The following is a 12495-nucleotide window of genomic DNA, read 5'->3' on the forward strand; positions in this document are numbered from 1 at the left end:
CCCGGACCATTGTGGCAATCGGCCGGGGGCGTTACAAGAATGATACGCGCACTCACGGCACCCGAGCGCGCACGTTCCGTTCTCCCGCGGTCTGGTGCTGACAATCGAACACCGTAACACCTGAGCCGCCGCGAACCCGCGAAACGGACCCTCATGAAATTGCTACTGACCAACGACGACGGCATCGAGGCCGCCGGGCTGCACGCCCTCTTGACCGCGGCGCGCGGGCTGGGCGAGCCGGTGGTGGTCGCCCCGGCCGGACCGCAATCGGGCGTCAGCCACGCCGTCACCACCGAGGGGCCGGTCCGCGTCGACGCGCGCGACAACCGGTTTGCGGTTCACGGCACCCCGGCCGACTGCGCCCGGGTCGGGTTGCACCGGCTGTGCCCCGACGCCGGGTTGGTGCTGTCCGGCATCAACCACGGCGGCAACCTGGGGGCGGACGTGTACTACTCCGGCACCGTGGCGGCGGTCCGCGAGGCCGTTCTTCACGGGTGGACCGGCGTCGCACTGTCGCACTACCGCAAGCGGGGAATGGAGTTCGACTGGCCGCGGGCGGCGCGCTGGGCGGCCCGCTGTTTGACCGACTTGCTCGCCCGGCCGCGGGTGCCGGGAGCGTTCTACAACGTCAACCTGCCGCACCTGCGGCCGGACGAACCCGACCCGGAAATGGTGTTCTGCCCCCTCGACCCGCACCCCCTGCCGCTCAGCTACCGACACGAGGGCGACGGCGGGATGCGCTACGACGGCGACTACCACACCCGCCAACGAACGGCCGGGGCCGATGTCGATGTGTGCTTCGGCGGGCGAATCGCCGTCACGGTTATCAAGCTGCTTTGACGCTCGGCCTCGGGCCGCTACTTCCGGACAACGACCGGCACCGGGTCAGACGTGCGGGTGGTAGGATAAAACTACGGTCGAACCGCAACGAGCGTGCCGGACACTGGTCCGAAGCGCGGCACGCCCGCGGCCGGGTTCAGGGCCGGTCCAGCACCTCGCGAACCTTGTCCTTGAGCGCGTCGAGCGAAAACGGCTTGTGCAGAAAGTCGCACGCGGCCGGCCCGACGCTCGGGTGGGTCGGCGTGTCTTCCGTGTACCCGGACGTGAACAGCACCCGCACCCCCTTCTTGAGCCGGGCGACCCGCTCGGCCACCTGGCGCCCGGACAAGTGCGGCATCACGAGGCCGGTAATGAGCAGGTGAATCGGCCCCGCGTGCCGCTCCGCCGCCGCCACGCCCGCGGCCCCGTCGCCCGCCTCCAGGACGGTGTACCCGCTCCGCTCCAGCACCAACCGGGTCATGCGCCGCACCATCTCTTCGTCCTCCACGAGCAGGACGGTCTCGTGCCCCCGGGCGGCCAGCCGGAGTTCCCGGCTCGACGGCGGCTCGGTGTACTGCGGGAGGAACACGCGGAACGTCGTACCCGCCCCGACCGCGCTCGAAACCTCAATGTGCCCCCGGCTCTGCTTGACCACCCCGTACACCGTCGACAGCCCCAGGCCGGTGGCGTTGCCCAGCCCCTTGGTGGTGAAGAACGGCTCGAACACGCGGGCCAGCACCTCCGGGGGCATCCCGGTTCCGGTGTCGGACACCGCCAGCACGGCGTACCGGCCGGGCTTCACGTCCGGGTGCTCCCGCGTCGTGTCGTCCCCCAGCTCGGCGTTCGCGGTGCGGACCGTCAGCCGCCCGCCCCGCGGCATGGCATCGCGCGCGTTCGCCGCCAGGTTCAAAATGACCTGCCCGAGCTGGGTCGGGTCGGCCTTCACGTCCCACAGGCCCGCGGCCGGCTCCGTCACCAGTTCGATGCGGTCCCCGAGCACCCGCCGGACCATCGCCCCCATGTCCCGCACGACGGTGTTCAGGTTCAGCACCGCCGGCACCAGCATCTGCTTGCGGCTGAACGCCATGATCTGCTGGGTCAGGGCGGCCGCCCGCTTCCCGGCGTCGTAGATGTTCTGCGCCGCCTCCGCCCGCTCCGCGGGCGGCTGACCGTCCAGCAGCAGCAGCTGGCTGAAACCGGTTATTATCGTCATAATGTTATTAAAGTCGTGGGCGATCCCGCCGGCCAGCCGCCCGATGGCCTCCATCTTCTGGGCCTGCCGGAGGTGCTCCTCGAGCCGGCGGCGCTCGGAGGTGTCGCGGAACACCAGCACCGCGCCGGCCACCAGACCGCCCGCCCCGCGGATCGGGGCGGCGCTGTCGTCGACGGGCCGCTCGGTGCCGTCGCGGGCGACCAGGACCGTGTCCGGGGCCAGGGCGACCGGTTCCCCCCGCGCCAGGGCCGCGAGCGCCGGGTTCGGAACCGGCTCCCGCGTCTTCTCCCCCACGATGTGGAACACCTCGGTCACGTGCCGGCCGGCGGCGTCGGCCTGGGGCCAGCCGGTGAGCCGCTCGGCGAGCGCGTTCATGAACCGCACCCGGCCCGCCTCGTCGGTCGCGATCACCCCGTCCCCGATGCTCCCCAGGGTGGCCGCCAGCCACTGCGCGTTCTCCCGCACCCGCCGGTCGCTCCGGTGCCGGTACAGCCCGATCTCGATGGCCGTCTTCAGGTCCGAGTCCTCGAACGGCTTGAGCACGTACCCGTGCGGCTCGGTGAGCTTCGCCCGCTGGAGGGTGGCGTCGTCCGAGTGGGCGGTCAGGAACACTACCGGCACGTCCACTTCGCGGCGGATGCGGTCCGCCGCTTCCACCCCGTCGATCCCGGCCCCGAGGGTGATGTCCATCAGCACCAGGTCGGGCCGCAGCTCGCCCGCCCGCCGGACGCCCTCCTCGCCGGTGGCGGCCACACCGGCCACGGCGTACCCGAGGCCCCGGAGCCGCTTCTCGATGACCCGGGAGATGATCCGTTCGTCCTCGACGACGAGGATGGCGGTGGTGCTCATGAGCGGCTCTACTTCTGGGCGGGGAACCGGATGGTGAACGTCGTCCCGCGGGCGGCGGACAGCGCCGCCGCGCCGCCCAACTGGTCCACCAGGGTGCCGACCAACTGGAGCCCGAACGACGCGGTGTTGCGGAAGTCGGTGCCGGCGGGGAACCCGGTCCCGTCGTCGGCCACGGTGAGAACGTTGGCGCCGCCGTCCCGGTGCAGGGACACCCGGATGCGCCCCGCGGCGCCGTCCCGGAAGGCGTGCTTGAAGCAGTTCGACATCAGCTCGTTCAGCAGCAGCCCGCACGGGATGGCGATGTCGATGGGCAGCGGCGGGACGGTCACGGCCAGTTCCAGCCGGACGTCGTCGCCGGACACCTTGTAAGTGCGGTACAGGTCGTCGGCCAGTTGCCGCGCGTACTCGGAGAAGTCCACCCGGGCCAGATCGGCGGACCGATACAACCGCTCGTGGATCAGGGCCATCGACTTCACCCGCCCGCGGCTCTCCTGGAACAGGGCGAGCGCGTGGGGGTCGGCGGTGTGCTCCGACTGGAGGTCCAGCAGGGCGGACACGATCTGGAGGTTGTTCTTGACCCGGTGGTGGATCTCCTTGAGCAGCACCTCCTTCTCCCGCAGCGACGCCAGCACCAGCTCCTCCGACCGCTTCCGGGCGGTGACGTCCTGGGTGGTGACCGCCACCCCGTCGCCCAGGCGCACCACCTGGTGCCGGAGCCACCGCGCCGCCCCCCCGTCGTCCGGCCCGAGGGTGAGGTCCTCCGCCAGCGGCTCGCCCGTCTCGGCCACCCGCGCGTACCGGTCGAAGAGCCCGCCGGTGCGGCTCACGGGGAGCAGCTCGCACAGCCGCCGGCCGAGGACCTGTTCGCGGGGCCGGCGCACCAGTTCGGCGCCCCGCCGGTTCAGCTCGGCGAACCGGAAATCGGTGATCGCCCCGCCCGGCCCGCGCTCGGCGGACAGGAAGTACACGGCGTCGAGGCTCGCCTCCATGGCGGCCCGGAACCGCTCCTCGCTGTCCCGCAGCGCGACCTCCGCCCGGGTCCGGTCGGTGACGTCCGTGATCGCGGCCACGAGCCCGTCCACGAGCCCGCCCGCGCCGACCACCGGGCGGCAGGTGCAGCGCACCCGCCGCGGCCCGCCGCCCGGGCCGGCCATGTCCGTCTCGAACTCCACCGCCCGCCCGGCGAGTGCGGCGTCCAGGCGCTCCCGGATGCGGTCGTACCCGGCCGGCCCGAGCACCTCCGGGACGGTCTTCCCCAGCACCTCTTGCGGGTCCAGCCCGAAGCGCTCGGCGTACGCCCGGTTGACGAACCGGTGCCGCCGCTCGCGGTCGCAGTGGAGGAGGAGCACCGGCGCGTGGTCGGTAGCGAGCCGGAGGAGCGCGTGGCAGGCGCCGAGCGCCGCCTCGGCCCGGCGCCGCCGCCGGTGGGCGCTCTCGCACGCGAGCGACACGAGCGCCCCGACCCCGACGAGCAGACCGACCCGGGCCGGATCGGCGGCGCCGCCGCGGTACACCGGGTCGTTGAACAGCGCGGCGACGGCCGCCGCGCCCAGCGCCGTCGCACAGGCCCCGGCCCCGCCCCCGCCGCACCAGGCGGCGAGGAGGACGGGGACGACGAACGGCATCAGGAAAAGGGAGGGGCCGAGCGCCGGGTCGAGCGCGCGGCACGCCGCCGCCGCCGCCGCCGTGGCGCAGGCCGCGACGACGTACCCGACCGGCCGCAGAGAGAACAAGGGGCGAGGGTTCACGCGACGTCTCGTTCCGCAATGGGTCGGCCGAATCGGTCACAGGCGCGCTCGAATGCCGGACCGGCCGACCGCGGCGCCCACACCAGAACGTAGACCGCGCCGCGGGGGGCCGCAACCAGCGGCGCGTCAGTTGCAAAACGCGCTCGATAAAATTACTGACAAACCATAGCACGCGGCCCGCGCCCGACCGAACGCCTCGCGGCGAACGGCACGGCGGGTCACGCCCCCGCGCCGGGCTCTTCCCGCCGCTTCACCAGCATCACCTGGTTGCCGGCCGAGTTGAACATCACCTCGTCGGCGAACGTGCGCATGAACAGCAGCCCGCGCCCGGTGGCCCGCCCCAGGTACGACGCGTCGGTCGGCTCCGGGAGGGACGACACGTCGAACCCGGGCCCCTGGTCCGCGATCACGTAGGACGCCGACGCCGGGTTCAGGGTCGCCGTCAGCGCCACCTGCCGGTTCCGGTACGGCGACTGGTCCCGGCGCGCGGCCACGAGCCGCGCGAACGATCCGTCGCCGGGCGCCGCCGACGCCGAACCCACCTCCAGGTTGCCGTGGTACACGGCGTTCAGCAGGGCCTCCTTCAGGGCCGTCCCGACCCGGGTGGCGCCGGTCGCGTCGCACAGCCCGAACGCCACCAGCTCCTCGCGCAGCAACTGGACCAGCGGCGGGATCAGCGCGGGGTCGTTGTCCAGCACGTACCGGGACACCCGCTCGCGGAGCGCGCGGAGCGCGCCGACGCGCCCGTCGTCCAGCTTGGACGCGGTCAGCACCTGCCCGATCACGGTCACCAGGTCGAGCGGAATGTTCCGCTTGGGCACGTAACTGGCCGCCCCGAGCTGAAGGGCCGCCAGGGCGAGTTCCTCGCTCCCGCTGCCGGTCATCAGCACCACCGGAACGCGGGGGTGCTCCCGGCGGATGTGCCCCACCAGCGCCAGCCCGTCCATCCGGGGCATCTGCATGTCGGTGAGCACGGCGGCCGGGGTGAAGTGGTTGAGCGCCGCCATCGCCTCGACCCCGTCCGCGGCCTGGACCACGCGCCACCCGCCCCCGGCCTCGAGCAGGCGCCGGGCGAGGAGCCGGTCCACCGCCGAGTCGTCGACCACCAGCACCGTCACCTCGTCTGTTCCCATCAGCGCGTCTCCGCAGTTCCGGCAGGAGCCGGCCCGAGCCACTCAGGCAGGGCCGCTGTCAGTTCCCCAGTCTCCGCCACTAGATCCCGATACAACTCCTCGTCGCCCCCAGTCGGGCGGTCGCCGGGACGCCGTCCAGCGCCGGTTCTAAAGCCAGGGTGTTGCGGGCGAACAGCCGGCGCGGCGCGTGGCCCGGTCCCAGGCGGTGATGTCCTGGATCTGGGCAACGAAGCGGCGCGGCCAGTCGACCGCGTCCGGGACCGGCCAGACGACGAGCAAAATCCAGACCGCGCGCCCGTCTGTGTGGAAGTACTATTTCTCCGTCTGGTGCGCGCGGGCACCGACGGCCAGAAGACGGTGCGCGTGCCCCTCGTCGGCCGGAAGGTCGTCGGTTGCGTGATCGTCCGGAAATCGGTCGCGAGCGGTTCCGTTTCGGGGTAACTGACGCGCTCGTACCGGGTGCGGTTCGGCCGCAGGAACCGCCTGTCCGGAGCGACCGGCGCCATCTACCGGTGGCCGCGTCGTCGAACACCCGGCGGAACGGCTCCTGGGTCTGCCACCGTTCGCGGTGCGCGGCCCTGGCGAGTTCACACCCCGTGTGCTCCAGTCACGGCCAGTCGGCCACGCCGTACAACGATCAGGGTCACGCGGACCGGCGAACGACGTGCCCCAGGTCGTCACCGCGGACGCCACCAGCAGCACCCGCCCGGCGCGGTACCGGCTCTGACGAGAGCGTAGTTCATGCAGAGCAGGAATCTGCGAAAACAGACCTGGTTCGCGGCAACGTCGCGTTGCGCATGCCGCCAAATTGCGGTGCGACGGTGAAGATTCAAACAAATGAGCGAGTAGCACCAGTCGGGCGACTGCGTTTCGCGAGGAAGGCGTCACACCACCGCTGTGACTTGGTGCAGCCCCCAAACGGCGGGCAGATCGCCGAGCGGTAGCGCGCGGAGCGCCTTCTGTTGCTCAACGATCTCCCCGGCGGTAATGATGTTGAGGGCCGCGAGCGTGTCGCACACTTCGTCGTAAATCAGTGCTATGTTCTCCAACACGCTTTCGTCCGTGGCGAACGGGTGCCACACGTGCTTCACCTCGCGGTAGCCGGATTCGTACATCGCGGGGGCCAGGGACGCCCCCACCGCCGGCGAGATGCGCCGCGCGGCGTACAGCTCGTTGATCGCACGCGCGAACGTCAAGAGCGGGGCCAGTTCCGGGCGCTGCTGTTCTGCGCGCGCGAGTTGCGCGAGCGGGCGGCGGAAGTCGGGCTCCAGGAACCCGACCCGCGTGCCCGCGGGCAGCACGGCGCGCAGCCGCCCGACCAGGAACTCCGCCATCGGAACGTGGTGCAGCACGGCACGGCCCAGCACCACACCGGCGCCGTCGAGCCACGCGCCCGGCTTCGCCACGTCTGCCAGCGTCGGCCGGAAGCGGTCCGTCCCCAGCGCGGCGGTCGCGTGCTCGAGCAGGTGCGGGGACGAGTCCACGCCGACCACAGCCCCGTCCGGCCCGAGCCGGTGCAGGATGCGGCGGGTGAACGCCCCCGGCCCGCACCCCAGCTCGACCACGCGGTCGTCGGGGCACACGTCGAGCGCGTCGAGCAGCGCCTCCGACGGCGCGGCGAAGTGCCGGTCTTGCAGCTCGAGTCGCCGGGCCGCCCGCTCCGACTGGCCCAGCACGTAATCGGTGGTGCTCATAAGGTGCTCGCCCTCACCAGTTGCTGGAACGGTTCGCCCAGCACCTTTTCGATGTACGGCGTGACGCGCCAGAACCGCTTCAGTTCGATGTACTCGGCCACGTGCTCCGCTTCCCCCGCGTGCGCAGCGGACGCGCCGCGCACGGCCCGGATCATGAGGTTGCGGGCCGTGTGCTCGGTGCTCACGAACTCCACCACGTCGGTGCGGTAGCCCGTGATGCGCAGCGCCAGCGCCCGGAACGCGTCGGTCACGAGGTCCGCGGCGCGCTGGGCCATGATGCCGTGTCGCAGCACCGGCCGGAGCACCTCAGCGGGGCCGGTCGCGCTGATGACCTTGTTCAGGTCGTGGTGGCAGCACGGCACCCCCAGGAACAGCCGGGCGCCGCTGCGGACCGCTTGCGCGATGGCGTCGTCGGTCGCGGTGTCGCAGGCGTGCAGCGCGATCACGATGTCGGCCGGCACGTCCGCCGTGCCGATGCGCCGGCACTCGAACTCCAGGTTGCTCGCCCCGAGCCGCTCGGCGCGCTCCACGCTCTTGCGGATCACCTCCTCGTTCACGTCCACGCCGAGGATGCGCGCCGGCACCCCGAGTACGTCGTTCAGGTAGTGGTGCGCGGCGAGCGTCAGGTAGCTCGACCCGCACCCGCAGTCGAGGATGCGGAGTTCGCGGCCGAGGTCGGCCAGTTTGGCGTCCCCGAAGACGTGTCGGAGCTGTTTGAGGAACTCGTTGATCTGGGTGAACTTGGCCCGCATGGTGGGCTTCACGCGCCCGTCCGGGGTGGAAACGCCCATCACCTCGAGCAGCGCGTCGGCGCGCCCTTCGGGCAGCGGAACGTCCTTCACGCGGTTGTGTGCTTCGGGCTCCGACAGTTCGGTTGGGGATTTCGGCTTGTGCCGCCCGACGTGGACCCGGCCCTTGCGGCTCGTGCGGACGTCCAGCTCTTCGCCGTTGGTGGTGATGTGAACGCCGGCGAACCCGTAGCCGACGAGTTCGTCGAGCGGGGCGTCGAGTTCGTCGGGCGAGAAGTTCTTGGTGACGGCCTTTTTGGCGCCCTGGTACGCGAACTGGAAGTGCCGGTCCCCCCGCAGTTCTACGGGGCGAATGACAACGCGGACCCACTCGCACGAGTAACCGCGGGTGGCGCCCGCGAACGTGGCGCGCCGAAACCCGTCGCCCTTCACCGCGCCGCCGATCAGGGCCAGCATCTCTTCGCGATCGAGGTTCTTCTCCATACCGGCCATTTTACACGCGAACGTTCACCGACGTCGCGGCCCCGAAACACAACGGGCATTTGTACCGCGAGACGCCGTCTCAGTAAGCGAAAAAACGCGAGCATACCGTGGCGGCGCGCCGATGTTACCGGTTAACTTGACGTTACGGCGGGGGGCGGTATTACTCTCCCCAACCAGCGCGCCCACACGAAGACGGAGGTTGAGCCCGAGATGCCACACGTCGTTACCTCGAATTGCAACGACTGCAAGTACACCGACTGCTGCGTCGTCTGCCCGGTAGAGTGCTTCTACCAGGACGAGACGATGCTCTACATCGACCCCGAGGACTGCATCGACTGCGAGGCGTGCGTGCCCGAGTGCCCGGTCGAGGCGATCTACTCGGAGCCGAACGTTCCGTCCCAGTGGTCGAGCTTCATTCAGCTCAACGCCGAGCGGGCGAGCGCCCTCAAGTCCGCCGGGGGCGACGCGCACATCACCGAGAAGGCCCCGGCCAAAGAAGGCCCGGACTGCAAGAAGAAGTGACCGCGGTCCCTGGTCGTTGGTGCGGGTCCATCGTCAGCACCTTCGCGTCGCCTTGCCGGAATCCGGTACGAACCGGTTGGCGAACCGCGAAGAATGCGGACAACTGACTACGGACTAATGACTAAGGACGCACCCCGATGACCGGTCTTCTGCTCATCCAACTCGGCACCCCGGACGCGCCAACTTACCGGGGGCTGTTCCCGTACCTGCGGCAGTTCCTTTCGGACCCGCGCGTCATTGAGGTGCCGCGGCCGATCTGGTTACCGCTCCTGTATTTGCGCATCCTGCCGTTCCGCTCCGGCGCCTCGGCCGCGAAGTACGCGCGCATCTGGGACCCCAAAACCGGCTCGCCGCTGCTGCACTACACCGTTGAGCAAACGAAACTGCTCCAGGAGCACTTTCCGAGCAACCCGGTGAAGTTCGGGATGATCGTCGGCAACCCGCCGCTCCGCGACACGATCCATGACATGATCGCCGGCGGTGTCGATAAGCTCATCGCGATGCCGATGTTCCCGCAGTACTCGGCCACGTCGTTCGCCAGCGCCACGGATTCCCTGTTCAAGGCCCTGACGAAAGTGCGCCGGGTGCCGGCGGTGCGCGTGGTGCCGCCGTACTACAACCACCCGGGCTACCTCGACGCCATGGAGGCGACGATCCGCGACGACCTCGCCAAGTTGGCGTGGGAGCCCGAGCACATCGTCATCAGCTTCCACGGCATCCCGCAAAAGTACGCGCAGCGCGGCGACCCCTACGCCACGCACGTGGTGCGCACCACGCAGGCGCTCGTGAAGCGGATGGGCTGGCCGCGGAGCTACTGGACGCAGACGTACCAGTCGCGGTTCGGGCGCAGCGAGTGGCTCAAGCCCTACACCGACGACGTGCTCGCGACCCTCGCGAAGAAGGGCACCAAGCGGGTGTACGTCGCACTGCCGGGGTTCACCGCGGACTGCCTGGAGACGATCGACGAGATCGGGACCGAGAGCCGTGAGGTGTTCGAGCACGCCGGCGGCGAGCACCTCAAGAACGGCACCTGCCTGAACGCCCACCCGAAGTGGATCGAGGGCATGGCGCGCATCCTGCGCGACGAGGGGCACGGCTGGCTCTGAGCGGCGGTTACACCGGTTTGAAGGTCACGTTCGGCTGCGGCGCTCCCGTTTCACCCGTCACTTGTCGGAACACGATCGGGCGCGGGAGATCGGCATACATGGGGTATTCGCAATCCCAAGTCGCGTCGTTGCGGAACAAGAACTCGCGCTCCAACAGCGAGTAGACGATCGGTGACAAGTTGTCGAACCAGCCGCCGGGCACCGCGTCCGGTTCCGGTTCGTCGGGGTCGGCGGGATCGAACACCTGGTCTTCTTTCCCGACGACCGGCGCCTGAAGTGTCCCGCCCTTCCAGATCGGCACGGTACCCTCGTCTTGCATCGGCACGTGCGCCCAACTTCCGAAGAACCCGCTCACCCGAACCGCCACCTGCGCACCGCCCCGGTGCCCCACGTCGATCGTCAGCCCTTGGTACTTGAACTGGATCTCGAGCAGGGCGTCATCGACCCAGAACCGCCGGTAGGACCGGTCGTCCGCTGTCACTTTCACACCACGCAGCAGCGGGCGGGCGGCGATGGCTTCCGAGCGCCCGGGGGCACGGTGCGCCCACCTCGGCGGTTCGGAACCGCCCAGATCGGTGAGCCGGTGAACGAACACCGTCGGGCGAAAGCACGTGCGCGCCTCCCACACGCGCCCGGCGGCGTCGGCGATCCGGTGGGCGCAAGCGACGTTGCACCTGCCTTCCGCCACCCGTTTCGGATCACCGCCGTGGTCGAACTCGAACCGGTATCGCAGTTTCACCGCGCCGTCGCCGAACGTCAGCCCGCCGGCCGGTTCGGTCGGGTACGTCACGACCCCGTGGCTCCACAGTTCTGTTTCCACAAATTCGGGCGAAGCGAACGGCTCGCGTGTGCTCATCGCGTCTCCTTTGAGGGCGGCGTATGATGGAATAAACGACCACTCTCCCGGGCGGGACCTTCCAATGGACGCATTCATCCTCTCTGCGGCCCGCACGCCGATCGGCAAGTTCCTCGGCGGACTCGCGGACCTTCCGGCCCCGAAACTCGGCGCGGTCGCCATCGCGGAAGCCGTGAAGCGAGCCGGGGTGAAGCCCGAGCAGGTCGAAGACGTAATCATGGGGAACGTCGTTCAGGCGGGCGTTGGTCAAGCACCGGCGCGGCAGGCGGCTCTCTTCGCTGGGCTTCCCGATACGGTCCCTGCGCACACGACCAACATGGTTTGCGGGTCGGGACTGAAGGCGGTCATGCTGGCGGCGCAGAGCATCCGCGCCGGCGACGCGAACGTGGTCGTGGCGGGCGGGATGGAGAGCATGAGCCGCGCGCCGTTCCTGCTTCAAGGGGTCCGCCAGGGCTACAAGTACGGGAACCAAACCACCACGGACGCGCTCGTGAGCGACGGGCTGTGGTGTGCGTTCGAGAACTGGGCGATGGGCGAGGCGGCCGAGCACACTGCGACCACCTGCGCGGTGTCGCGTGCCGACCAGGACCGGTTCGCGGCGCAGAGCCACCAGCGCGCGGCGGCAGCGTGGGCGGCCGGCGCCTTCGCTGACGAGGTGGTCACGGTCGCGCCGCCGAGCGCGGGGCGCAAACCGGCCGACCCGATCGCGAAAGACGAGGGCATCCGCCCCGACACCACACCCGAAGGGCTAGGGAAACTGAAACCCGCGTTCCGGCCGTACGGCACCGTGACGGCCGGGAACGCGTCGCAGCTCTCCGACGGCGCGGCGGCGGTCGTGGTCGCGTCGGCGCGGTTCGTGGAGCAAACCGGCGCGAAGCCGCTCGCGCGGATCGTGAGTTACACGATGAGCGGGGTTCACCCGAAAGACATCTTCACCGCCCCGGTCACCGCAGTCCGGGCCGCATGCGAAAAGGCCAAACTCGCGGTGTCGGACATCGATCTGTTCGAGCTGAACGAGGCGTTCGCCGCGCAGATGTTAGCGTGCGGTAAGGGCCTCAACCTGGACGAAGCGAAGGTGAACGTTCACGGCGGCGCAGTGGCGCTGGGGCATCCCATCGGCGCGAGCGGCGCGCGAGTCCTGGTCACGTTGCTTCACGCCCTGAAGCGACACAACAAGCGGTACGGGCTCGCTTCGCTCTGTTTGGGTGGCGGAAATGCCGTCGCGATGGTCGTGGAACGGCTGTAAATCAAAGAAGATTGGCCACAAAAGAGCACAAAGGGCACGAAAGGAAACCGAAGACGGAGACAGAAGACAGATTGGCC

10 protein-coding genes are annotated in these 12495 nt (G+C 69.9%); 4 read left to right on the forward strand and 6 right to left on the reverse strand.

Annotation, left to right across the window (positions count from 1 at the left end; all coding sequences use genetic code 11):
• Positions 1 to 153: 153 nt before the first annotated feature.
• Positions 154 to 840, forward strand: a complete 687-nt coding sequence (surE, locus tag GobsT_RS28875) for a 5'/3'-nucleotidase SurE (protein WP_010046992.1) — start codon at positions 154 to 156, stop codon at positions 838 to 840.
• 136 nt (positions 841 to 976) lie between these two features.
• On the opposite strand, the gene GobsT_RS28880 is transcribed toward surE, so the two are convergent.
• From GobsT_RS28880 to GobsT_RS28900, 5 genes are all read right to left on the reverse strand, one after another.
• Positions 977 to 2881 (reverse strand): hybrid sensor histidine kinase/response regulator, encoded by a 1905-nt coding sequence (locus tag GobsT_RS28880; protein WP_010046989.1) that lies wholly within the window; start codon positions 2879 to 2881, stop codon positions 977 to 979.
• Between the two features lie 8 nt (positions 2882 to 2889).
• A complete protein-coding gene (locus GobsT_RS28885) occupies positions 2890 to 4629 on the reverse strand; it encodes a sensor histidine kinase (RefSeq protein ID WP_109570795.1) in 1740 nt (579 codons plus the stop codon).
• Between the two features lie 218 nt (positions 4630 to 4847).
• The gene (locus tag GobsT_RS28890; protein WP_010046980.1) at positions 4848 to 5762 is read right to left on the reverse strand and encodes a response regulator; all 915 of its coding nucleotides are present in this window, start codon (positions 5760 to 5762) and stop codon (positions 4848 to 4850) included.
• 884 nt (positions 5763 to 6646) lie between these two features.
• Positions 6647 to 7456: a class I SAM-dependent methyltransferase gene (locus GobsT_RS28895; RefSeq protein WP_010046976.1), complete on the reverse strand. Its 810-nt coding sequence runs from the start codon at positions 7454 to 7456 to the stop codon at positions 6647 to 6649.
• Complete coding sequence (locus tag GobsT_RS28900) at positions 7453 to 8688, reverse strand: class I SAM-dependent methyltransferase (protein WP_010046974.1); 1236 nt, start codon at positions 8686 to 8688, stop codon at positions 7453 to 7455. The genes GobsT_RS28895 and GobsT_RS28900 overlap by 4 nt, the downstream gene beginning before the upstream one ends.
• Positions 8689 to 8898: 210 nt before the next feature.
• Here GobsT_RS28900 and GobsT_RS28905 point away from each other — a divergent pair, with 210 nt between their 5' ends.
• Both GobsT_RS28905 and hemH read left to right on the forward strand, forming a co-directional pair.
• Positions 8899 to 9210 carry a 4Fe-4S dicluster domain-containing protein gene (locus GobsT_RS28905; RefSeq protein WP_010046972.1) on the forward strand — a complete coding sequence of 104 codons (312 nt, stop codon included), beginning with the start codon at positions 8899 to 8901 and terminating at the stop codon, positions 9208 to 9210.
• A 137-nt stretch (positions 9211 to 9347) separates the two neighbouring features.
• Positions 9348 to 10316, forward strand: coding sequence for a ferrochelatase (gene hemH, locus GobsT_RS28910; protein WP_010046970.1), 969 nt, complete (start codon positions 9348 to 9350; stop codon positions 10314 to 10316).
• Positions 10317 to 10323: 7 nt separating this feature from the next.
• Here hemH and GobsT_RS28915 read toward each other — a convergent pair whose 3' ends face one another.
• Positions 10324 to 11172 carry a hypothetical protein gene (locus GobsT_RS28915; protein ID WP_010046968.1) on the reverse strand — a complete coding sequence of 283 codons (849 nt, stop codon included), beginning with the start codon at positions 11170 to 11172 and terminating at the stop codon, positions 10324 to 10326.
• Positions 11173 to 11236: 64 nt separating this feature from the next.
• Here GobsT_RS28915 and GobsT_RS28920 point away from each other — a divergent pair, with 64 nt between their 5' ends.
• Complete coding sequence (locus GobsT_RS28920; protein WP_010046967.1) at positions 11237 to 12418, forward strand: acetyl-CoA C-acetyltransferase; 1182 nt, start codon at positions 11237 to 11239, stop codon at positions 12416 to 12418.
• Positions 12419 to 12495: the final 77 nt, after the last annotated feature.

Origin of the sequence: Gemmata obscuriglobus, from assembly GCF_008065095.1 — a bacterium.
Lineage (GTDB): Bacteria > Planctomycetota > Planctomycetia > Gemmatales > Gemmataceae > Gemmata > Gemmata obscuriglobus.